The following is a 23,174-nucleotide window of genomic DNA, read 5'->3' on the forward strand; positions in this document are numbered from 1 at the left end:
GAGAGCGTGCAGTTCGCTCAGCCTTTCGGCTGCAGGACGAATTCTATCCCGACATACGGCCCGGAATCCGAGGTTCGCCCGCCTCCGGCGAAAGTGCTCGTTTCGCGGTCCCAGCGCTTTCCGAAAGTTGCGCGCAGCCGTCCGTCGATACCGTCCAGGTCGAGGAGGTCCTCGGTCAACTCAAATCCCCCGTAGAGGGAACGCTCAACGAGATCGAAATCGCCTCCGTCGAAGTCGCCCTCGTACAGGTAGTAGTCACCACCGAGTACAAGGTCGATACCTGGAGAGATGCCGAGATTAAGCGAAATACCCGCCTCTATCTCGTTCTCGATGGATGATGGATTGAAGTTCACGGTTCTGTCGAGCGAAGTGTACCAGTACGTGGACCACCGGTCTGCCGCATAGCTTGCCGCCAGATCCATCTCCAGGAGCCGATAGTCGCTGGCCAAGGATCCGCCCCCGACAGCCTGATAGTATTCCCACTCCGCATCAGCTGTGAGGTAGACCCCCCTTAATGTCCGTCCGGTGCCCAACGTCACGGAATAGTAGCGATCTGGCGCGCTTCCATCCGGCAAATGCACGTTCTCGAAGGTCATGGAAATGTAAGTGTATCGCCCGGGATCATAATCTGGCCCGCCATAAGTGGACGCGGTGATTTCGAAGCCGTTGCGGGTTTCATCCTCCCGGGGTCCCGCGAAGCCGACCTCGCGTTTCAACTCGAATATCACTTCGAGCCCGGGTGACCGAATACGCGTCCCAAGGCCGAAGGTTTCGGTGCCGGGGAAGGGAAACGGGCTGTCAAGAATGACCTCATCCACCAGGTCCTCTACGCGGACGTAATCCTCCGAGCTCCGCGCATATTCGAAGATCGCCTCGACCTGCGTGTTCTTGACGGAATAGACGTCCAGCGCCGTGATCACGTCGATTGCGGCGCCGTAGAGAGGCCCCTCGCCGTCATCGTCATCATCCGACCGCGACCCGCTGCCCAGGAACTCGAGGGACAGGCGCTGAGTAAGATCCAGTTCGAAGTTCAGTTCCGCGTATCTGGCGCGGTCCACTGCATCTCTTCTGGCGTCAAGATCGAACACACTGGAGATACTGGCCCCTATGAGGCCAGTCCGGTCGCCAAGCACAAAGGGGTGCTCGACACCAAGAATTGCAGAACCCTGTTCCGGGCCATCGAATGTATCGCCCTCGTACTCTATTCCGTAAATGAGGCGCGGTTGCTCCGGATCGTCTTGCGCCAGCGCCGAGCCGGGCACGAAGCCTGTGGCGACCGGAATGAGTAGCCCCACCGCCGTGCCTGCCGAAAGCCCGAAGCGCACCCTCAAAAAGGTCCAGTCGGTGAAGCAGGATCGGTTCGCAATAGGCCGGCCCAAGTCTGTTATATTTCCCCGCTGAACTCTCCGTCTTTTCAATCCGAGGGACGGGAGCATCTTCATTAGCTTATTTTGTTTTTCGTTATCTGTAACCATTATTCATTCAGGAACGCCGGTGCGATATTTTCCAGCAAGATTGCATCTGCTTGGGACAGTGCGCTCCACACGATCATGGCAAGAACCATAAGCGCCATGCCCAGTGCCGTGGCAGCTATCCATGCGCCTGACAGGGCTGCAGCCACGGAGAGTCCTGCGAAGAGCGCAAGCAGCAGCCACACGGGGCGAAACACGACTGGCCAGCTTTTGAGGCGGTAGAGCTGTTGGCCGCCACCATGATCCTCGTTCATGACCAGCAATCGGATCTCGCCGAATATCGTCGGGCCCACGGCAAGGTCCCAGTCATCGAAATCGCCACCGCTCACGTGAGGCTGGTTTTCGATGGCTGCACGCAGCCGTTCGACGACTTTGGAGGAGTCTGTCCAAGCCTCGGTCCACCATTCCATTCGTCGATATCGTGCAACGGGGCGCAGCCTCGCGTGTCCGCTCCCCCACGGGCCAAGGCGAAAGCGAATCCGACCTATGAGGCGATGGAGCGGCTGAAGCAGGTGCAGCGCGAACACGATCGCGCGGAGCTGCCAATCAGGGCGTCGAGGTGGAACCTCTGGATAGGATGTTTCGAATTGGGCAAGTTTCGCGCCGCGAATTGCCATCGTCACGCTGAGCGCCAACGCACCTAGACCGAGTGCCAGCGCAATGAACAGCACCGGCCAGTCAAAGCCAAAGACGCCGAGTGTGAGGAGGATTATGGTAAGGGCGGCCCATTCAGGCATCAACGGCAGAGCTCCAGCGGTTGTTTCCCTGCTGCCATAGATCGATTGGAACGGAGCAGTGCCCCAGCGGCCGAAATAGATATGCTGGGGGCTGAAGAGTGACTGCAGTTTGCCGCGGCCATAGAGCTGACCGACCCAAGTGAGGTGTCCGGCACGGTTATAGCGGTTGGGCCATTTCTCGGCCAGAAGGGCTTCTGCCCGTGCATATCCGCGTTGCTGTTTGAGGTAGGTCGCGATCGAGGGACGACGGTGATGCCAGACCATTGCGGAATGGCTGAATCCGATAACACCGCCGGCTTCCTCGATCCTCCAGCAAACATCGACGTCATCGCCCGCTACGCGGAACCTCGGATCAAATCCCCCTATAGCGACAAGTGCGTTTCGTCTGAAGGACATGTTGCATCCTGGGATGTGCTCTGCGACGTCGTCACTCGAAAGCACGTGGATCGGACCACCAGGCGCGTTAGCGACGCATTCGGCAAGATCAGGGTCTTCCGGCGGTGCGAGATTGGGACCGCCAACTGCATGAATGTCTGGAGATTTGAAGCCTTGGGCAAGGTAGTGCAGCCAGTGCGGATCCGGATAAGCATCGTCATCGATATACGCGACAATCTCTCCGGTCGCGTTCTCAAAGCCGGTATTTCTGGCAGCGGAAAGGCCGCGGTTCTCGGTGGAAATTAGATGGACGCCCTCGCGATCCGCGATCGCCGCGGTCCCATCGGTGGAGCCATCGTTGACCACGATTATCTCGTAGTCCGGATACTCCAGGCGCGACAGGTGATCGAGAGTCTCTGCTATTGTTCGTCCGCCGTTGTACGAGCAGACGACGACCGAGATTCTCGGCCAGTGCTCCCGGGCAATCGGGACCCGCGCGAATTCAGCAGACACTGCGTCGAGCGCGGGCTTCGGGTGTCGGTCTCTGTCCACCAGGCCGAAATCCCAGTCGGTGATCTCATGGCCTGAGCGGTGCCATTCGTCGGTCCAGGCGAACACGAAGGCGCCGGCGACACCGGCCTCGAATACTGTGCGAAGCTGACTGGCCAATGAACTCGCCTGCTTCTCCAGGCCGTTTCGATGGCTGTCGAGCCCGATCTCTCCCATGAGGAGGGGCTTTTCGCCCGCGATGTTCTGCAATCGGGCGAGATATGCCGACAGGCGCTCCATATCCTCGAGATACACGTTGAAAGATACGAAGTCCGAGAAGCTGAGATCCAGGTACTCGGTCGTGGGAAAGTTGACGTAGGTGACCAATGCGCCGGGATCCATGCGGCGCACCATCGACGCCAGCCGTGCGAGAAACTCGGACACACGGTTGCGACCGTGCCAGCGGACGACACTGGCGGGTATCTCGTTGCCCACGGCAAAGGCAAGGATCGCAGGGTGCCCCGCAATCGGTCGGATGGCAGCTTCTAGTCGACGTTCGATATCCTCGGCGCGGGTCGGTTCGTCGAGGAACGCGACGTGTTGCTCCCACGGAAGGCCGACAAGGACAACCAGACCATGATCTTTGGCAATATCAAGCAGCCACATCGGCGGCACGATGTAGACGCGCACGGCGTTCGCACCCATGCGCGCGATGGCGGAAAAATCGCTGGCGACAGTCGCTCTGGGCGGGAAATCCCCCGTTTCCGGAGATGACGCAAAGGTGCCATAGGTTACGCCGCGAATGTAGAGCTTGCGATCGCCGAGGAAAAGAAACTTGCCGCGGACCCGGGGCCGAACCGTCGCGCTCGCGGTGGGGGGCGCTTTGAACGGAACCTGAAGCTGCATGGCGGTATTCTACCCTCTAGGCTGTTGCTTGCGGTGCTTCTAGGCGACGTGGTCGATCAGACTGCCACGTGCGCGTCTCCACGCCGCGGTGTCGCTTACGATCTGGTCAATCTCCGACCTGACCGCCTTCCACCCCAAAGCCTGTTCGGCACGGCTCGGGTCGGCAACGAGGGCCGGAGGGTCGCCCTGACGGCGCGGGCCATATTCGACCACGGGCGCCGTCCCGACCGCGCGGGTGACTGCCGCGATTACCTCGCGGATCGAGGTACCCTTCCCGGTACCGAGGTTGAGGGTGAGACCACTACCGGACTCAGTGATTCTGCGAAGCGCCGCGACATGCGCATCCGCGAGGTCGCAGACATGGATATAGTCACGGACCGCCGTGCCATCCGGGGTGGGGTAGTCGGTGCCGTTGACCGTAACCGACGGCCTGCGCCCAAGCGCGGCATCCACGACAAGCGGGATCAGGTGCGTCTCGGGGTTGTGCGCCTCGCCGATCTCACCATCGGGATCTGATCCGGCCGCGTTGAAATATCGCAGCGACGCTGTGCGAAGCCCGTGTGCCGCGCCGTACCACCGGGCCAGTTCCTCGAGCATTACCTTTGAACTCCCGTATGGATTAACCGGCGCCTGCGGCATCTCTTCGTGAATGGGAATGCTGTCGGGCTCTCCGTAGGTGGCACAGGTCGACGAAATCACGAGGGAATCGACCTCGGCTTCACGCATGGCGTCGAGTACATTGATGGCGTTCGCGACGTTGTTCCGGAAATAGGCCGAAGGGTCGCTCATCGACTCGCCCACGTATGCGTAGGCGGCGAAGTGCATCACCGCGACGACGTTGTGGGTACGCATCGCGGTCAACAAGGCGTCCTTGTCTTCCAGTGGCGCAGCCACGTGCGGCCCCCAGCGGACCGCCCATGCGTTCCCGCGCCTCAGGTCGTCATAGACAACGGGGCGAAAGCCTTGCTTCGCCAGAGTTTTGGCGCAGTGGCTCCCGACAAAGCCCGCGCCGCCAGTCACCAGAATTGAGCCACTCATGCCATGAACTGCGTGGAGCCTGCGGCGCGCTTCTCGTTCGCCACCTGGTAGCTGGCGATCCGGCCGCTTGATATGATCTGCTGGAAGTAATCAAGCGTTCGCGTCAGCCCCTCTGCAAGAGAAACAGTCGGTTCCCATCCAAGCTGCTTCTGTGCTGCGGAGATATCGGGGCGGCGGCGCCGAGGATCGTCCTGTGGAGCGGGGCGAAACACCAGATTGATCTTTGAACCCACGATTTCACGGATCCTCTCGGCCAGTTCCAGCACCGTGATCTCATGCGGGTTGCCGAGGTTGATCGGTCCACTGACATCCGCCGGCGCGTGACAGAGCTGCCAGATACCTTCGACAGTGTCGTCGACATAGCAGAACGACCGCGTCTGCTCGCCCGAGCCATAAATTGTGAGGGACTTCCCCGTCAGTGCCTGGCGGAGGAAATTCGATACCACGCGACCGTCGTAGGGATCCATTCTGGGGCCGAATGTATTGAAGATCCGGCAGACGCCAATGTTCGTTCGCCTCGTGCGCTTCATGTCGAACAAGATCGTCTCGGCGGCGCGTTTCCCTTCGTCGTAGCACGCCCTTGGACCGATCGGATTGACAGCGCCGCGGTAATCTTCGGTTTGGGGGTGCACCTCCGGGTCACCATACACTTCACTGGTCGATGAGTGTACGAGCCGGGCCCTGTTCTGGTCCGCGACCATAGCCGCGTTCAGGGTACCCTGAACGCACGTTCGCAACGTGTGTATCGGGTCCGCGCGGTATCGCGGAGGCGAGGCGGCACAGGCCAGGTTGATGACGAGGTCTATCTCCGCCTGAAAGGGGTCGATGACATCGCCTTCGACGAAGCGCAAATCTCCTGGCATGTCGGAAAAATCAAGGTTCTCCGAAAAACCTGTAACGAGATTGTCCAAGACGATTACATCGTGTCCCGCATTTAAGAACTTATACGTTATGTGCGAACCGATGAAACCGGCTCCGCCGGTAATCAAGACGCGCCGACCAGCCATGATACCCCCACATTGCAGCGGCAGCTGCACTGTTACCGTTTACACAGAGTACTATTGGTGAAGTTTCTTGGACTGCCCGCTCTGAGCTTAACAAATTACTTACTCACAGAAAACACATATTGGAAATGCGGGCTCATTATCAACCTTAAGCTGATATAATGTGTTCGACGTGTTCATTGCCTCGCGGGCGCCGCCGAGTGTTGTGAAGTGCTAATAGGAGGGTAAATCTGATTGCTGAACTGCGGCTTGGCTGAGCCGCCGCGCCGGTCGAACCCCTCATGTTTGGACTGAGTGGGTTGGAAAGGACTACGCGCGCCGTAGCCCATTTGATGAGCCCCTGTACGATTGTTCACTCGGTACTTGCTGTGGAGAGCATTGAGCGCCCAGAGTTTGGGGAGGGCAAAAACAAAATACACGCTACGTTCTTAATTACCCTATAAACAGGATGTTTTATTTTGCCCAATAATTACATTCCGGACTCGAGCTGATTTCATCCAGGTTTTCATGCGGTTTCACCGATTGATGTTAGGCTTGGAAGTGAAGCGCTTGGCTTGGGTATTTGAGGGTCCAGTGCGGAAAGTGGCTGCGGTAGTAGCTCCTCGATTCATTGAACCGGTTGCTTGTGCGGGCTGTTGAATGGGCGTCTCGCTAGCGAGAGGCGTGTCGCCGCATCACACTGCGCGTCGGGCCGATCGGCCCTCTTCGCAGTGGATCTGTAGATCCGCTTGCGGTTCGCCTTCCAGCCTTCCCTATGAAGAAGGGCGTACAACCACCGAAAGCCATAGCGTCTGTGCGCCTCCACATGATCCCTCAGACGGATGCCTCCACGTCTGAATCGCCTCGCGACTGAAACCAATAGGGGGCCGCTCAAAGACCATCGAGTGCAGGCCCAGCGTTCCTACTGCGCGAAATTAGTGTGACAGTTCCAAACGATTTCACGGCGCGGTCTAACCTCAGCATTTCATCTGAGGGCGACCGGCAGCATGGATCTGCCCGCAGTCAGTTCGGTGACCAGTCGCTTGAGCTTGTGACCTGCTCCCCTCTGAGTCCGCGTTTATAGGTTAGCTTTGTTCAGGGTTTGGTCCTACTCTGAAGTCCGGTAATATAACAGCAGGGTGAGCCCGTCGAAGCTCGAGTGCGCGTGAGGATCCCATTTGGATCCGCTGCTGAAAAATGTAGGCGCACTGACCGAAGTTTCTGGCAGCGCTACGGATGAGCGGATCGGGCGCGAGCAGACACTTCCTACCAGCTTAGGTCTGCTACATGCTCGTGGGCGGTAGCGTCGACCTTCTTCGAGACGCCGTGGCTTCCGATACGCGATATATTGCATCCGCTGTGCTGGAGAATATCGCGCGTAATCCCGCTTCAGGCACATCGGCAAACAGTTTGCAGAGCGTCGCGCATTGGCGTTCTAGCGGGCAGTTGACCCGTTCGACCGGCAGGTTCGAGCCATAGAGCATACGGCTGGGGCCGATGCGGGACAGGGCATGCTGCAGGAACGGGTGCAGGATATCAGGTGCCCACGCGCGGTCCACGGTCCAAAGACCCGAGACCTTGAGGAACACATTGGGGAGCGGCGCCAGGGCATCGATCCCGGCTCTCCAGGTTGAGGCGTTGCCGGGAAGCTTCGGCTCGAGGTGGGCGAAGTGGTCGAGAACGATCTTCAGGTCCGGGTGTGTGCGGGCGAGTGCTGCGACCTCGTGCAGTTGTTCTGGCACAACGACCAGCTCCAGGCACAGGTCGTGACAGGCCAGGACCTCTGATGTTTCGAGGAAGCGGGAATCCGACATAACGCCGGGGCTGTGCGCGACACGCCAGCGACCGGCCGTGTCCCACGCGACCGGGGTGCGTATTCCGCGCAGGGCGGGGAAGGCGAGATGGCGCTCGATCAGGCCTTGCGCCCCAGGGGCAGAAAGATCCGCTTCGGCCACGATCACGATAGGATGACCGCTTTCGTCCGCAAGAGACTGGACCCAGCGGGTTTCCTCGACCGGATCGGCGGCGCCGCAGTTCGCCTGGACATGCACGCTGCCGGAGAGGGGCAGGCCCGCGAACTCGGCCTGATGCTCGCGCGGCCCGTAGTCTCGTCGGATCAGTGCCTTGTCCCCGAAGCGCGCGGGCGGGGCTTCGGGCGACAGCCAGCGATAGGGAAACCGGTCCAGTTCCCAGAAATGGTGGTGGCCGTCGATCAGGGGGATATCGCCCAGAAGGTCCCTCAACCGAGCGATGCCATTTTGCGCGCTGTCCATATCGGCCATGCTCAATAGGTCGCGCGGCCGCCCGACAGATCGAACACCGAACCGGTCGTGAAGCTGTTTTCGCGCGAGCAGAGCCAGGCGATCATTGCTGCCGCCTCGTCCAGTTCAAGGAACCGTCCGCGCGGGATCTTGGACAGCATGTAGTCGATATGCTCCTGCTTCATCTGGTCGAAGATCCGGGTCCGGGCGGCGGCGGGTGTGACGCAGTTCACCGCGATGTCCTTGTCGGCCAGTTCCTTGCCCAGCGATTTCGTCAGACCGATAACCCCGGCCTTCGAGGCCGAATAGGCCGAGGCGTTGGGGTTGCCCTCTTTCCCGGCGACCGAGGCGATGTTGACGATGCGTCCGTAGTTCTGTGCCAGCATGGTCGGGACGACCGCCTTGTTGACGTGGAAGGTGCCGATCAGGTTGATCTGGGTGATCAGATGGAACTCCTCGACAGGGTAGTCCGCAAGCGGGGCGTTCGACCCTGCGATGCCCGCTGAGTTCACCAGAATATCGACGCGGCCATGCGCTTCGAGCGTCGCGTTCATAGCGGACTGGACGCTGCCCCAATCCGCGATATCGACTTCATGGGCCGTCGCGCCCTCCAACGCTTCGGCGGCCTCGGCGGCCAGCGCCCCATCCCGGTCCCAGATCGCGGCGCGTGCGCCGCCATCGGTCAGTTTGCGTGCGACCGCCTGGCCGATCCCTTGCGCGCCGCCGGTTACGATTGCGGTCATTCCCTCGAATTGCGTCATGATGCGACTGTCATTCCTTCGTTTCTGGCAATCTTCTGTTCCGCGCCGCCGGCTTGTCCGGAGGCGACGATGGCGTGCAGTGTCTCGACCGCGCGAGCGCCGACTTCGCCGGGGCTTTCGTTCGTGCCCCGGCCTTGCGCGAGGTCCGCGAGCCGGTCGGCTGCGCCTTCGCAGCTGTAGGTCCAGGCGCCCGGCGCGACCTCGGCGGTCTCGGACCGGCCGTCGGGCAGTTTGAGCACAAGCCGTTCGGTCTCGATGTCCAGCAGGACGGAGCCTTCGGTGCCGTAGATCCGCAGTTCGACCTCGAACCCGTGGCCTTGCGGTACGCCGCAACTGCCCGACAGGACGCCGGTCGCGCCGCCTTGGAACCGAACGGCCGCGGCGTCGTGCAGGTCGATGCCAGCGGGCGAGTCGAATAGCATCGCCCTCACGCTGTCCGCCCGCAGATCGGTCAGCCAGTACAGCAGGCCGAGCGCGTGCGAGAGTTGCCCGTAGGCGTAGCCGCCACCCGCGTCAGGAGATTCCCAAGTGCTGCGGTCGGGCTGGATGGCGATATGGCGCCAGTTCGCAAGGCCGCCGCCGGAAAAGATCTGCCGTGTGAACGAGGCCATGTGGCAGACGACATGCTCGATCCGGCCGATCCGGGCGACCATCTCGCGCATCCGATCGAGGCCGGGTTTGTAGTGCCAGCCATAGGCAACCAGAAGCTCGCGACCGGCTCGCCGGGCGGTGGCGACAAGCTCCCACGCCTCGGCGGGATCAAGACACATGGGTTTCTCGACCAGCACATGGCAGCCTTTCTCAAGAAACGCCTTGGCCTGCTCGAAGTGTAGGTTGTGCGGGGAGGAGATGACGGCGATGTCGATGTCCCGGTCCAGTACCTCGCGCCAGTCCTCGGTGGCGAAGGCGAAGCCGAACTCGGACCGGATGAGTTCCAGTTCGGTTGCGCCCAACCGGCAGACGCTGTCGAGAACGACGTCGTCGCGCGCGGCGAGCACCGGAATGTGCATGCGATAGGCGAAATGGCCCGCACCGATGATAGCGGCTTTCACTGCCATGCGCGGCACCGTTGGCTTTGGTTAATCATGTGCTTTCCCGTATTTTCAGGTGATACCCGATGTCCTGCACCGGCTTGCCCGCCGACTCGCCGCCGAGCCGCTGCAGCACGAGGTTCGCGGCAGTCTCGCCGATCTCGCGGCCCTTGATCTGAACGGTGGTCATCGGAACAGGCAGAAGCGCCGAGAGGCTGAGGTCCCCGAAGCCCGCGATGGCGACGTCCTGCGGCACCTTGAGGCCATTGGACAGGGACCAGAGCATCGCGCCATGGGCCGGCAATTCCGCCAGGAAGAAGACCGCATCCGGTTTGCGCGCGCGGTTCATCATTTCGCGTATCAGCGGCCCGCCGCTATCGATCGAGGCGGGGTGGTCGAACTCGACGATGGTGTCGTCGCGCACCTCACGCCCGGCCGCGTTCATCGCGGCGATGAAGCCGCGGGTCCGGTCGATGGCCTGGTCGTTGCTTGACGTCGCGCCCCCGGCAAGGACGATGTCCTTGTAGCCCTTGCCGATCAGGTAGCGTGTCATCTCGGCCGCCGCCTCGAAGTTGTCGAAACCCACGGCAGTGTCGATGATCTGGTCGCGCACGTTCCAGGTCTCGACCACCGGCCCGTGGAAACTGTTCAGCAGTTTGCGCGTTCCGTCGGTGTGCGAGAACCCGGTGACGATGATCGCGTCGGCCTGCCGGGCGATGAAGGTGCGCACGGCCTCTTCCTCTTTTTGCGGGGACCAGGCGCTGACGGCCAGCAGCATCTGCAATCCCTTGCCTTCCAGCACGCCGGTCAGGCCTTGGGCGAAATCCGCGAACAGCGAGCTGGCGAGGATCGGCACCACGACCCCGATCATGTCCGAGCGCTGCGACAGCAGGGACCGGGCCGTCAGGTTGGGGATATAGCCGATCTCCTCGATCGTCTTCTGGATCTTGTCGCGGGTTTCCTGCTGGACCGTCTCGGGCTGGCGCAGTGCACGCGACACGGTGATCAGCGACACGCCGGACGCCTTGGCGACGTCCTTCAGGGTGACTTTCTTGCGCTGGCCGGTCTCCGTCGGAGGCATGTCTTTGTCCGTATTTGTCGTCGATTGCGCACGAGAGTACCGCGGCGCGGCGGGATTTGAACCGGTTTCCTTCCGGGGTCGTACGCCGATAAAACGTCATTGACATTCGAGTATCATTGCGATTAGCGTCCGTCAACAAGCAATGACATACGAATGTCATGCAATATTCGCACGCAGCGAAGCGTCGCCCGGTCGGGCTTTCAGGGAGGAAGAATGATGATCAGACCGCTCAATCGCCGACAGTTCCTCGGCACCACCGCAGCCGTGGGCGCCAGTGCGCTGCTGCCAGCGGGAGCCGCCCGCGCCGCATCCGGCGATCTGTCCGTCTGGAAGTTCGGCGGCACGCCCCAAGAGGTCGAGCACTGGGCGCTCCGCAACGAGGCGTTCGCAGGCGCGAATGCCGACATCGACCTCAACTATTCCTATTTCAACGGGCAGATCCGCCGCCAGAAGATCCTTGCCGGGTTCCAGACCAACCGGCTGGCGGATGTGATCGTCGCCTTCGGGCAGGACATTCCCGAATTCGTCGGGTTCGGCATGGTGCAGCCGCTGGACGATATCGCAGGCGACCGCATGGCAGGCTGGAAGGATCGTCTGGTGCCGGAAGTGCTGAACTCGGGAATGCACGACGGCAAGCTCTACGGTCTGCCGACCTATGTGGACATGGCGAGCTTCCTGGCGGTGAACCTGGACGCGCTGGAAGAGGCCGGGTTCGACCGCCCGCCGGAAACCTGGTCCGAACTGCGCGAATACGCCAAGGCGATGACCAAGCCGGACCGTCCGGGCATCGCGTTCCCGGCCACGACGGCGCCGGTCGACATCAACATCTTCGAGGGGCTGGCCTACGCCAATGGCGGCCGGATCTTCGACGAGGAGACCGAGAAGGTCACGCTCAACGATCCGGGTGTCGTGGACGCACTGCAGCTTTACGTCGACCTGATCGCGGACGGCTCGACCCCCGCCGCGACCTCGCTGACCGAGACCTTCTTCCGCGATACAGCGCAGCTCTTCGGGCAGGGGCGCTCGGCGATGTGGATCGGGCTGTCCTGGCTGAACACGCCCTGGGGCGTTTCGGAGGACGTTCGCTGGACCGGCGTCCCGTTCCCGCGTCCCGACAGCCCCAGCGGCAGCTTTGCACCCGTCAACGCGATCATGGATCCGACGGCGATCCTGATGGTCTCGTCGCGCGCGCAAAACCCCGAAGCGGGGGTCGAGTACATCGATTTCTGGTCGCAGGACGAGCAGCTCGAGATTTGGGGCGGACGGCCCGAAGTCGCGCGCATTCCCGCCGGCAAGGCGGCCTGGGACAACGAGGAACTGGCCGAGGTCTGGCCGAATTGGGTCTCGGCCTATGACGCAGGCACGCTGTTCGAGGGCGCGGCCTCGATGCCGCGGTTCATCGGCGTCTCGGCCATCGAATCGGCGCTTGGCACCGCAATCCAGGAGGCTGTTCTTGGGCAGAAGACGGCGCAGCAGGCGCTGGATGACGCCAATGCCGCCGCACAGAGCCAGATCGACCTGATCCGCGGCTGACCTCACGAACCGGATGGGCCCGAAGACAATGCAAAGCGATCGCCTGCTGGCGTATTTCCTTATCCTGCCCGTGGTGGCCGCCGTTCTGGCGTTCGTCATCGGGCCCACCTACAACGTCGCGACCCTGAGCCTGACCCAAGTCGTCATGGGGCAGGAGCGCGGCTTCGGAACGCTCGGGAATTTCCGGGCGCTCCTTGCGGACCCTGTGTTCGGCACTGTCGTGCGAAACACAGCGATCTGGATCCTTGGCGGTACCGTCCTGTGCGTCAGCGTGGGACTGGCCGTTGGCACGTTCCTCGCGGTCGAGTCCCGCCTGACCACCGGGCTACGCGCGCTGATCCTGCTGCCCTGGGTGCTGCCCGACGTCGTGACCGCGATGGCCTGGAAGTGGATGCTGCACGGGCAGGTCGGGATCATTGGCCAGACGCTCGAGTCTACCGGCCTGACCGAGCAGACCGTTTCATTCCTCGGCGATCCGGACCTGGTGATGTGGGTCCTGGTCGTGGTGCTGATCTGGCGCAAGATGCCGCTTGTGGCCCTGATCCTCTGCGCTGCGATCCGGTCGGTTCCCGACGATCAGCTCGAGGCCGCGCGGATGGACGGCGCGACGGCGCTGGAACGCTTCCGCTTCGTGGTGCTGCCGAACATCGCCTTCTCGCTGACCGCCGTGACCGTGATCTCGATGATCTGGATCACCGCCGAATTCGCGCTGCCCTGGATCATGACCGGCGGCGGGCCGGCCAACGCCAGCCAGATCATGGCGACGTACATCTACCAGCAGAGCTTCGAGTTCTTCAATTGGGGCGTGGCCTCGGCCATGTCGGTGATCAACCTCGTGATGCTGGTCGCCATCGTCGCCCTCTATCTCTACGTCAATCGCCGCTCCTGGGCATCGGAGGGTTCGAAATGAACGAGCAACCCCGCACCCTGTACTGGACGCTGCTCAGCCTCGTCGGCCTGCTGATCGCGATCTACATCCTGTTCCCGGTGTTCTGGCTATTCCTGGCATCGTTCAAGACCCAGGCAGAACTGGCGCAGCTGCCGATCTCGTTCTGGCCGCAGACGCCGACTCTGGAGGCATACGAGGCGCTGTTCTCTCCGACGCATCAGAAAGGGCAGTTGCTGGACTGGCCCCGACTGATCGGGAACAGCTTCTTCATTGCGGTGACCTCGACCGTCATCGTCGTCACTTTCGGCACGCTCGCCGGGTATGCATTCGCGCGGCTGCAGTTTCCGGGGCGCGATCTGATCCTGGGCGGGTTGCTGGTCAGCCGCATGTTCCAGGGGGCCGCACTGCTGCTGCCGACCTATCGGCTGATGAGCATGATCGGCCTGCAGGACAGCCTGTTCGGTCTGGTGCTGCTTTACAGCGCCTTCGGCCTGCCGTTCGCGACCTGGATCATCGCCTCCAGCCTGCGCGAGATCCCGCGCGAGCTGGAAGAAAGCGCCATGATGGACGGCGCCAGCCGGTTGCAGAGCATGGTCATGATCGTTCTGCCGCTGGCGACCCCGGCACTGATCACCGCCGCGATGTGGCATTTCGTCGGCGCGTGGTCCGAGTTTGCCTTCGCTTCGATCCTGCTGGAGTCGAACGAGAACAAGACCGTCACCATCGGCCTTGCCAGCTTTGTCGAGCTCTTCACGCTGGAGTTCCAGTACGTCGGCGCCGCTGCCACCATCGTCGCGATGCCGATCATGCTGATCTTCTTCTTCGGTCAGCGCTACTTCACCCGCGGCCTGCTGCAAGGGGCGGTGAAGGGATGAGGATCGTCAGCGTAGACGCACGGGCCGTGGACTGCAGTTTCCAGTCGCAGAAGCTGCAGACCTCGCGCGTGGCCTCGCCCATGTCCCGCTTTCCCCGGTTCGCCGAGAAGCGCGCCAGCTGGATGTGGCCGACCCGCAAGGCGTTTGTCCGGGTCGAGGCCGAGGACGGCAGTGTCGGCTGGGGCTGCACCAATGGCGGCGAGGTGGTCGCCCTGATCGTGGCCGAGCATCTGTCCCGGCTTCTGGTTGGCGAGCAAGTCTCCGACCGCGCCGAGCTTGCGGAGCAGATGGTGCTTTCGCTGCTGCCCAACGACCGGTCCGGTTTCGCGATGATGGCCGTCGCGGCGGTGGATATCGCGCTTTGGGATCTGGCCGCGAAGCTGGAGGGCGTTGCTCTGGTCGAGCTGCTGGGCGGCGCTAAAGCCGATGCGCTGCGCGTCTATGCCACCACGCCCGAGCCGGAGCGGCTTGCCGGTGCGGGCTTCCAAGGGCTGAAAGCTGCCGCTCCCTTCGGGCCAGAAGCCGGGGCCGAGGGGTTGGCGGCGAACATCGACCTGCTCGAGCGGTTCCGCGAAGCTGCGGGGCCGGATACGCCGATCATGATCGACGCCTTCATGGCTTGGGATGCCGAGTACGCCCTGCGGTTTCTCGATGCAGCCGCGCATCTGAACCTGCACTGGCTGGAAGACCCGCTACCGCCGCATGATCTGGACGGCCTGCGTCGCATCCGGGGCGAGCGGGGCAGGGACGTCACCTTCGCCCTCGGCAATTTCTGCTTCAGCCGCTGGGACTGCAAGCAGCTGCTGGACGAAGGGCTTGTCGACGTTCTGCAACCCGATGTGGCCTGGGCCGGGGGGATTACCGAGACGCTGGCGATCCTCGACCTCGCCGAACGCGCGAAGGTGCCGGTCATCCTGCACAACAGTTGCGAACAGCCCTGGGCGCTGGCCATCGCCGCCAGCCGCCAAAGCGATCCGCTGGTCGAGTTCGTGGACCGTGGCGACAGCTCGCCACTTTACGAACTGCTTGGCCCCCGCGCCGCGATCTCGGACGGCCTCGTCACGGTGCAGGGCGATCCGGCGGGCAACAGGCCCCAACAGAATGTCGCGCAGCTCTTCGACGGCGAGCGCCAGACCAAACTCGAAAAGGTGAGGTAACCAACATGGGCTCGGTCAACCTGAGAAATATCCGCAAGGCCTATGGCTCGGTCGAGGTCCTGCACGGTGTCGATCTCGACGTGTCGGACGGCGAGTTCACCGTGCTGGTCGGCCCCTCGGGCTGCGGGAAGTCCACGCTCCTGCGCTCGATCGCGGGGCTGGAGACGATCAGCGGCGGCGAGATCTCGCTTGCCGGATCGGTCATCAACCACCTGCCGCCGAAGCAGCGCGACATCGCGATGGTCTTCCAGAGCTATGCCCTCTACCCGCACATGACGGTCGCGAAGAACATGGGCTTCTCGCTGCGGCTGGCCAAGCAGCCCAAGCCCGAGATCGACAGCAAGGTGAACGCCGCCGCCGAGATCCTCGACCTGAAGCCGCTGCTGGACCGGTATCCGCGTCAGCTGTCGGGTGGTCAGCGCCAGCGTGTCGCCATGGGCCGCGCCATTGTCCGAGACCCGGAATTATTTCTGTTCGACGAACCGCTGTCGAACCTCGACGCCAAGCTTAGGGTGCAGATGCGGGCCGAGATCAAGGAACTGCACCAGCGCCTGAAGACCACGATGATCTATGTCACCCACGACCAGATCGAGGCGATGACGATGGCCGACAAGATCGTGGTCATGAATGGCGGCCACATCGAGCAGATCGGTGCCCCTTTGGAATTGTTCGACCGTCCCGCGAACATCTTCGTCGCCGGGTTCATCGGCTCGCCTTCGATGAACTTTCTGCCCGGCCGGATCGCGGGCGGCAAGGTCGAGACCGAAGCCGGGGTGGTGCTTGGCGATGCGCCGGTATCCGCGCAAGACGGGCGTAGCATCACCGCAGGCATCCGCCCCGAGGATCTGAACTTCGCAGACACCGGTCTGCCAGCCGAAGTGGCGGTGATCGAGCCGACCGGAAGCGAGACGCAGATCCTGCTCAGGACCGCCGCCGGGCAGTTGACCCTGACCACGCGCGAGCGGCTCGGGCTGGCCGTCGGCGAGACGGTGCACTTGGCCGTGACGCCCGGGCGGCTGCATGTCTTCGACGCCGAAACCGGCGCGGCCATTCGCGACGGGCGCCCGCAATGAAGATCACCGACGTACGGGTCATCCGCTTTCGCACCCACGCCGATCGTTGGGACATTCGCCGTGCCGGGTTGCTGCCCAAGGCCGAGGTCATTGAGACGATCACCTGCATCGACACCGACGAGGGCGTCAGCGGCTACTTTCTCGGCGGCGGCAAGCATGGCGACCAGGACGGCATGTTTCCCGATGAACAGCGGATGATCGAAGGCCGCGTGCGCGACATGCTGATCGGGGTCGATCCGCTCGACCGCGAGAAGATCTGGAAATGGATGTGGGTCGCCAACCTGCCCGAAGTGATCCAGAGCGTCATCGACTGTGCGCTGTGGGATCTGGCCGGGCGGCTGGCCGACATGCCGGTCTACAAGCTGATGGGGGCGGCGCGCGACAAGGTGCCCGCCTATGCCTCGACCTATCCCAACATCGGCAAGCCCGAGGTCTATGCCGAGCATGCGCTCGCCTGCAAGGCCGAGGGGTACAAGGCCTACAAGATCCATCCGCACTATTTCTGGAATCCCGATACCGGACAGCCGACGCATGGCCGGCCCTCGAACATCCGCGCCGATATCGAGACCTGCCACCTGGTGCGCGAGGCCGTCGGCCCGGACATGGTGCTGATGTACGATGTCTGGGGTACCTATCACACGATTGAGGAAACCATCCGCGTCGGGCGCGAACTGGAGAAGCTGGATTTCTACTGGTTCGAGCACCCGATGCCCGAGTACCGTGTCGAGAGCTACCGCCGCCTCTGCCGCGAGCTGTCGATCCCGATCCTGGCACCCGAGATCGCCGCCGGCGGTGTCTTTACCCGTGCCGAATGGATCCTGCAGGGTGCATCCGACATGAGCCGGATGGACATCCGCCGCGGCGGCGTCACCGGCTGCCGCAAGACCGCCGTGGTCTGCGAGGCCTACGGCCAGCGCTGCGAGATCCACATGGCGGGCTGGGCAAATCTTCAGGTCATGGGCGCGACCTCCGAGGACACCAGCGAATGGTACGAGAAAGGGCTACTCGCCCCGGGCGTCGACTACGACGCGCCGCACCCGTACCTGAAGCGCAATTGCGATCCCATGGATGCGGAGGGCTATGTCGCCCTACCGACCGCACCCGGTCTCGGCTACGAGATCATCTGGGACTATATCGACGACAACAGGATCGCCGCATGAGCCTCTACCGCCGTGCATGGAGCATGCAGCTGCGCGAAGGGGCCGAGGCCGCCTATGACCGCGCGCACGCCGAGATCTGGCCGGCGCTACTCGACCAGATGAAGCAGAACGGCATCCGGCGTTATTTCCTCTACCGCGCGGGCCTCACGGTCTTTGCCTTTCAGGAACGCGCGACGCCGCATCCCGAAGCGGGAGCGCCTGTAACCGAGCTGATGCGCGAATGGTGGGCCAGGATGGCCCCGCTGATGCTCACCGGCCCCGAAGGCCGTCCGCTGCAAACCGAACTGACCGAGGTATTCGCCTTGTCCGATCCGAAGGAGCCCTGCCCATGACCGGTATCGAAGGCATCGTGCCGATCCTGCTGACGCCCTTCGACGCGGCGGGGAAGATCGACTACACCAGCCTCGAATGCGAGGTCGCGGCGACGCTGGACGCCGGTGTGCATGGCATCGGCATCGCGATCGGCAGCGAGATCTTCAAACTGACCCAGAATGAGCGCCGGGACATGCTGCGCGCGGTCTCCGCTCAGGTCGCCGGCCGGGTGCCGGTGGTGATGAACACCTCCGCCCCCGGCACGGACGTAGCGGTCGAACTGGCCGAAGAGGCGGCCGAGGCGGGCGCCACGCGGCTGATGATCTGGCCGCCCGATTTCTTCCCTACCGGCCCGGATGCCGTGGTGCTGCACCTGAAACGGATCGCCGACGCCACGGGCCTTCCGATCATCCTTCAGGACGTGCCGCAATCACCGATCCCCGCGCCGCTTGCGCTTCGCATCGCCGACGAGGTTCCGCTGGTCGACACGATCAAGGTCGAGACCCAGCCGACCGTCGGGCAGGTTACCCGCATGGTCCAGGCGCTCGACGGCAGGCTTGCGGTGCTGGGCGGTGCGGGCGGCGGCACGCTGGTCGAGGAATTCCGCCGAGGGGCACGAGGCACGATGCCCTTCGCAAGCCAGGCGCGAGAGTTCGTGGCGGCGTGGTCCTGCCTCACCGCAGGGGACGAAGCCGGCGCCGAGCGCATCCTTGAAACCCGCGTCCTGCCGGTCAGCCGCCTCGGGTTCCAGTCCGGCGACATGTTCTACCACGTCCACAAGGCGCTGCTGGAAAGCGCAGGGGTTTTCCAGACGACGACCGTGCGCCCGCCGACGGCCCCGCCGGACGGGGTGACGGCCGGCGAGTTGGCGCGGCTTCTGGACCGCCTGAGCGGGGATGTCGCGTCAACCTGATGAATGGTCGGCCCGCGTTCAACTCCGGCGCTGGAACAGGATCACGACCAGCGCAAGCAAGGACGAGCCCAGCATCAGCAATAGCGATACGGCGTTCAGAAGCGGCGTCGAGCCTTCCTTCAGGCGGTCGAACATCGCAATGGTCAGCGGCGCGTCCGATCCGACCAGCATCAGTGTCGTATTGAAGTTCTCGAAGCTCATCAGGAACGCCACCACCACCGCCCCGACCATCGCGGGGGCAAGGAAGGGCAGGGTGATCGTCCGCACCGCGACCAGCCGGCTTGCGCCGAGGTTCAGCGCCGCTTCCTCGAGCGTGCGGTCGAACTTCTGCAAGCGGGCCGAGATGACCAGCGTGGCAATCGTGGTGATGAAGCTGAACTGGCCGAGCACCACCAGCAGCAGGCCCGGGCGAAGCGCCTGCAGGTCGATCTGCGCCGCCTCCCACAGGCCATTGGCGAGCCTCGACGAGAATACCAGGATCGAGATGCCGAGAACGATGCCCGGGATCACCAGTGGCAACAGCATCAGGACGTACAGCAGTCCCTTGCCCCGGAAATCGTAGCGGTTGAACAGGAAGGCATTCGTCGTGCCGACGAAGACCGACAGGAACGACACGCTCACCGCGACAAAGGCCGAGGTGCCGACCGCGCGGAGGATGCCGCGCTCATGGAACACGCCGATCTGCGGGCGCTCGTCGCCGAAGAACCAGTTCCAGGTGAACCCCTCCCACGGCAGCGAGGGAAACTGGCTGTCGTTGAAGGCGAAGACCGCGACCACCGAAAGCGGCAGCACGAGGTAGAAGAAGAACAGCAGCACGTAGCCGCCGTAGATCAGGCGAAAGCCGCGGGATTGGGGTATGGTGGGGATCATGGCTTATCCCATCGTTTCCTGCAGCGTCCGCCCGGTCAGGCGCAGCATGCCCCAGACGATCACGGACGACAGCACCAGCAGCATGAAGCCGAAGGCGGCGCCAAGTTCCCAGTTCGAGCGCACGATGAACTGGTTGTAGATCATCTCGGTAAACCAGAGGCTATCCTTGCCGCCCAGCATCGTCGGCGTCAGGTAGTTGCCCAGCGACAGCATGAAGACCACGATCGAGCCCGAGACGATCCCCGGCATGGCGTGGGGAATGATGATCTCGCGCAGGATCGACAAGCCGTTTCCGCCAAGATCGTACCCCGCCTCGACCACGCTGTCGTCAAGGCTCTCGAGCGTGGTCACCAGCGGAACCACCATGAACAGCATCGACGTGTAGACGAGGCCCACCATCATCGCGGCGTCGTTGTAGAGCATCTCGACCGGCTGATCGGCCAGCCCCGCCCATTGCAGCAGGTTCGAGATCAGCCCGGTCTCCCGCAACAGGATCATCCAGCCGAACGTGCGCACCAGTTCCGAGACGTAGAACGGGATCAGGCACAGCATGAACAGCACCTGCTGCAGCCGTCCCCGCGCCATTTTCGCGATGTAGTAGGACACGGGAAAGGCGATCAGCAGCGTGATGGCGGTCGCGAGCACCGACATCACCGCCGTGCGGAAGAAGCTGCTCAGGTACAGCGGCTCGGTCAGTGCCTTTTCGTACTGGGTCAGACTGGTCTCGTAGACGCCGAAGCTGATGCGCTCGCGCAGCGAGATCACAAGCATGTCGAGATGCGGGATGAGGATCAGCAGCCCGAGCCACAGAACCAGCGGGGCCAGCAGCAGGATGAAGCCGATCCGGGCCTCGGCGCGCATCAGGCAGCCCCCCGGAAACAGCTCGCCTGTGCGGCGCCCCACCCGATGTGCACGAGGTCACCCTTTCTCAGCGCGGCGAACTCGCCCGATTGGGGCAGCGTCACCTCGACGGTCTCGCCCACCTCGTCCTGCACCAGCACGCGCGAGGCCGCGCCGTTGAACAGGATGTCGATCACCGTGCCTTGCAGATGGTTGTCGAAGCCGGGCAGGGCTTCGGCGCTGCCCGCAAGCCGGATCGCCTCGGGGCGGACGAAGATCTCGGCCGCGTCGCCCGTGGCCAGCGCGGTCTTGGCCGTCGCGCGGATGGACAGCCCGGTCTCGGTGCGCAACTGCAGGACGTCGCCCTCGGTGCGTTCGATCCGGCCCGACCAGCGGTTTGCGTCGCCGATGAACCCCGCCACGAAGGGCGTGTCGGGCCGGTAGTACAGGTCCTGCCCGGTGCCGACCTGCTCGAACCGGCCGGCATTCATCACGGCGATCTGGTCGGACATGACCAGCGCTTCCGACTGGTCGTGGGTGATATAGACAAAGGTCGTGTCAAAGGCCGCCTGAAGCGCTTTCAGTTCGACCTTCATGTGTTCGCGCAGCTTGAGATCCAGCGCGCCCAGCGGTTCGTCCAGCAGCAGGACATCCGGCTCCAGAACCATGCAGCGGGCGATGGCGACTCGCTGCTTCTGACCGCCGGATAACTCGTCGACCTTCCGCCCGCCGATCCCCGGCAGGCCGATACGCTCGAGCGCCTCGTCCACCTTCAGGGCAATCTCGTCCTTGGGCCGCTTCTGCCGGCGTAGGCCGTAGCCGATATTCTCGGCGATGGTCATCATCGGGAACAGCGCGAGGTGCTGAAAGACCATGTTCACCGGGCGCTTGTTTGGCGCGGTGTTCAGGACCGACCCGCCCTTGATCCGGATATCGCCGGAAGTCGGGTCCAGAAACCCCGCGATCATCCGCATGATCGTCGTCTTGCCGCATCCCGACGGGCCAAGGATCGAGAAGAAACTGCCCGGCGGCACCGAGAACGAGACATTGTCTACGGCGGTCGTGTCGCCAAACCTCTTGACGAGATCGGCGCATTCGAGATCAGGGGTCATGCGGGGTCCGTATATGTGGCGGCACCCGGATTGCCGGGTGCCGCGCGTGTCATTGGATCAGTTTGCGGCCTGAACGCGGTCCAGGACGTCGCCTTCGATGGCTTCCAGACCGGCGGGCACCGGCGGATACCACTTGATGTTGTCGATGGCTTCCTGCGGGAAGCTGGCCTGGTACTTCGCCTTCAGCGCGTCCTCGGCGAACTCGTCCGCCCCGGCCGAGGCGGTGAAGTTGCCAGCCGCTGCGGTGATCTTGGCCGCGATCTCGGGCTGCATGACGAAGTTGATCCACTCGTAGGCCACGTCGTCGGCCTGGCCTTTCGCGGGCAGCACGAACGTGTCGATCCAGCCCAGCGCACCCGAGGCAGGCGCGACGAAGGTGATGTCCGCGTTATCCTCGTTCAGTTTCCAGCCACCGGTGTCCCAGGCCATCGAGGCGGTGACCTCGCCCGAGCGTACCAGGTTCATCAACTCGTCGCCGCCGCTCCAGTAGGCTTTGACGTTGGTCTTGCACTCGATCAGCTTGGCGCCGACCTTCTCCATGATCTCGGTGTACTTCGCCTCGTCGCCATAGGCGGCGAACGGGTCTTCACCCATTGCGAAGGCAAAGCCGATCAGGGTGGGGCGCTTCAGGCGGTAGGACACCTTGCCCGCAACCTCGGGGGCGCAGAGGTCGGTGTAGTCCTTGACCACGTCGCCGGCCTCGGCGGTGTTCAGGACCAGGCCCGAGGTGCCCCAGACGTGCGGGACGCCATAGACATCGCCGTTCACGGTGGTGTTCGCCATCGTTGCTTCAAGCATCGACGGGATGAACAGGTCCTGATCCAGCTTCGACACGTCGATCGGCTTGTAGATGCCGAACTCCATCTGCGGGCCCATGATGCGGTCCTGACTGGGCTGCGCCAGGTCGAAGCCGCCGCCGCCGGTCGCGCGGAGCTTGGCGATCATTTCCTCGTTGTTGGACTTGGTGACTTCGACCGTGTGGCCGGTCTGTTCCTCGAACATCTCGACCACATCGTCGGGGGCATAGCCGCCCCAGGTCAGCAGGCGAAGCGTGTCTGCCTGCGCGGCGGCGCTCAGGCCGACCAGCATCGTGCTCGTCAGAAGGGTTGCTCTGATCATTGGTGGATCCTCACTGTTGTAGCGGATGGCTGCTACAAGCATGCGCACATTGAACCATATGGTCAAATTCTTGTTTGCGCCGATTTGGTGGTGGCGCGGCAGTTCGCATGCTTTCCAGCCTTTGCCGGTGCTTGCTGCCGTCGAGCGGGTCAAACTGGTCGACATATTTTTATAGTCGGCGGTGTAC

General features: G+C 63.0%; 20 protein-coding genes. 8 read left to right on the forward strand and 12 right to left on the reverse strand.

Features of this window, described 5'->3' with window-relative positions:
- Positions 1-17: 17 nt before the first annotated feature.
- The 8 genes from ACW9UR_RS20835 to ACW9UR_RS20870 all read right to left on the reverse strand — a co-directional run bounded on the left by ACW9UR_RS20835 (position 18) and on the right by ACW9UR_RS20870 (position 11,134).
- The gene (locus ACW9UR_RS20835; RefSeq protein WP_458918993.1) at positions 18-1,379 is read right to left on the reverse strand and encodes a hypothetical protein; all 1,362 of its coding nucleotides are present in this window, start codon (positions 1,377-1,379) and stop codon (positions 18-20) included.
- 95 nt (positions 1,380-1,474) lie between these two features.
- Positions 1,475-3,979, reverse strand: a complete 2,505-nt coding sequence (locus ACW9UR_RS20840; protein ID WP_458918994.1) for a glycosyltransferase — start codon at positions 3,977-3,979, stop codon at positions 1,475-1,477.
- Between the two features lie 39 nt (positions 3,980-4,018).
- On the reverse strand, positions 4,019-5,017 hold the full coding sequence (gene galE, locus ACW9UR_RS20845) for a UDP-glucose 4-epimerase GalE (RefSeq protein ID WP_458918995.1): 999 nt from the start codon (positions 5,015-5,017) through the stop codon (positions 4,019-4,021).
- On the reverse strand, positions 5,014-6,024 hold the full coding sequence (locus ACW9UR_RS20850; RefSeq protein WP_458918996.1) for a UDP-glucuronic acid decarboxylase family protein: 1,011 nt from the start codon (positions 6,022-6,024) through the stop codon (positions 5,014-5,016). The genes galE and ACW9UR_RS20850 overlap by 4 nt, the downstream gene beginning before the upstream one ends.
- Before the next feature lie 1,259 nt (positions 6,025-7,283).
- On the reverse strand, positions 7,284-8,273 hold the full coding sequence (locus ACW9UR_RS20855; protein WP_458918997.1) for an amidohydrolase family protein: 990 nt from the start codon (positions 8,271-8,273) through the stop codon (positions 7,284-7,286).
- Between the two features lie 11 nt (positions 8,274-8,284).
- Positions 8,285-9,022, reverse strand: a complete 738-nt coding sequence (locus ACW9UR_RS20860) for an SDR family NAD(P)-dependent oxidoreductase (RefSeq protein ID WP_458918998.1) — start codon at positions 9,020-9,022, stop codon at positions 8,285-8,287.
- The gene (locus ACW9UR_RS20865) at positions 9,019-10,080 is read right to left on the reverse strand and encodes a Gfo/Idh/MocA family protein (protein WP_458918999.1); all 1,062 of its coding nucleotides are present in this window, start codon (positions 10,078-10,080) and stop codon (positions 9,019-9,021) included. Before ACW9UR_RS20865 ends, ACW9UR_RS20860 begins: the two co-directional genes overlap by 4 nt.
- A 25-nt stretch (positions 10,081-10,105) precedes the next feature.
- Positions 10,106-11,134, reverse strand: a complete 1,029-nt coding sequence (locus ACW9UR_RS20870; RefSeq protein WP_458919000.1) for a LacI family DNA-binding transcriptional regulator — start codon at positions 11,132-11,134, stop codon at positions 10,106-10,108.
- A gap of 213 nt (positions 11,135-11,347) precedes the next feature.
- Between ACW9UR_RS20870 and ACW9UR_RS20875 the strand changes: the two genes are divergently transcribed.
- From ACW9UR_RS20875 to ACW9UR_RS20910, 8 genes are read left to right on the forward strand one after another with little or no spacing between them, the layout of a single operon-like run.
- Complete coding sequence (locus tag ACW9UR_RS20875; RefSeq protein ID WP_458919001.1) at positions 11,348-12,667, forward strand: substrate-binding domain-containing protein; 1,320 nt, start codon at positions 11,348-11,350, stop codon at positions 12,665-12,667.
- 28 nt (positions 12,668-12,695) lie between these two features.
- Positions 12,696-13,577: a carbohydrate ABC transporter permease gene (locus ACW9UR_RS20880; RefSeq protein WP_458919002.1), complete on the forward strand. Its 882-nt coding sequence runs from the start codon at positions 12,696-12,698 to the stop codon at positions 13,575-13,577.
- Positions 13,574-14,431, forward strand: a complete 858-nt coding sequence (locus ACW9UR_RS20885) for a carbohydrate ABC transporter permease (RefSeq protein WP_458919003.1) — start codon at positions 13,574-13,576, stop codon at positions 14,429-14,431. Before ACW9UR_RS20880 ends, ACW9UR_RS20885 begins: the two co-directional genes overlap by 4 nt.
- Positions 14,428-15,588, forward strand: a complete 1,161-nt coding sequence (locus ACW9UR_RS20890; RefSeq protein WP_458919004.1) for an enolase C-terminal domain-like protein — start codon at positions 14,428-14,430, stop codon at positions 15,586-15,588. The genes ACW9UR_RS20885 and ACW9UR_RS20890 overlap by 4 nt, the downstream gene beginning before the upstream one ends.
- A gap of 5 nt (positions 15,589-15,593) precedes the next feature.
- Positions 15,594-16,661 (forward strand): ABC transporter ATP-binding protein, encoded by a 1,068-nt coding sequence (locus ACW9UR_RS20895; RefSeq protein WP_458919005.1) that lies wholly within the window; start codon positions 15,594-15,596, stop codon positions 16,659-16,661.
- The gene (locus ACW9UR_RS20900; RefSeq protein WP_458919006.1) at positions 16,658-17,821 is read left to right on the forward strand and encodes an enolase C-terminal domain-like protein; all 1,164 of its coding nucleotides are present in this window, start codon (positions 16,658-16,660) and stop codon (positions 17,819-17,821) included. The genes ACW9UR_RS20895 and ACW9UR_RS20900 overlap by 4 nt, the downstream gene beginning before the upstream one ends.
- Positions 17,818-18,153 (forward strand): L-rhamnose mutarotase, encoded by a 336-nt coding sequence (locus ACW9UR_RS20905; RefSeq protein ID WP_458919007.1) that lies wholly within the window; start codon positions 17,818-17,820, stop codon positions 18,151-18,153. The genes ACW9UR_RS20900 and ACW9UR_RS20905 overlap by 4 nt, the downstream gene beginning before the upstream one ends.
- Positions 18,150-19,046 (forward strand): dihydrodipicolinate synthase family protein, encoded by an 897-nt coding sequence (locus tag ACW9UR_RS20910; RefSeq protein WP_458919008.1) that lies wholly within the window; start codon positions 18,150-18,152, stop codon positions 19,044-19,046. The genes ACW9UR_RS20905 and ACW9UR_RS20910 overlap by 4 nt, the downstream gene beginning before the upstream one ends.
- A gap of 18 nt (positions 19,047-19,064) precedes the next feature.
- Here ACW9UR_RS20910 and ACW9UR_RS20915 read toward each other — a convergent pair whose 3' ends face one another.
- From ACW9UR_RS20915 to ACW9UR_RS20930, 4 genes are read right to left on the reverse strand one after another with little or no spacing between them, the layout of a single operon-like run.
- Positions 19,065-19,916: an ABC transporter permease gene (locus ACW9UR_RS20915; RefSeq protein ID WP_458919009.1), complete on the reverse strand. Its 852-nt coding sequence runs from the start codon at positions 19,914-19,916 to the stop codon at positions 19,065-19,067.
- 3 nt (positions 19,917-19,919) lie between these two features.
- Positions 19,920-20,777 carry an ABC transporter permease gene (locus tag ACW9UR_RS20920; RefSeq protein WP_458919010.1) on the reverse strand — a complete coding sequence of 286 codons (858 nt, stop codon included), beginning with the start codon at positions 20,775-20,777 and terminating at the stop codon, positions 19,920-19,922.
- Complete coding sequence (locus tag ACW9UR_RS20925; RefSeq protein ID WP_458919011.1) at positions 20,777-21,868, reverse strand: ABC transporter ATP-binding protein; 1,092 nt, start codon at positions 21,866-21,868, stop codon at positions 20,777-20,779. Before ACW9UR_RS20925 ends, ACW9UR_RS20920 begins: the two co-directional genes overlap by 1 nt.
- 57 nt (positions 21,869-21,925) lie before the next feature.
- Positions 21,926-22,987: an extracellular solute-binding protein gene (locus tag ACW9UR_RS20930; RefSeq protein ID WP_458919012.1), complete on the reverse strand. Its 1,062-nt coding sequence runs from the start codon at positions 22,985-22,987 to the stop codon at positions 21,926-21,928.
- Between the last annotated feature and the right edge of the window lie 187 nt (positions 22,988-23,174).

The organism is Halovulum sp. GXIMD14794 (genome assembly GCF_054457455.1).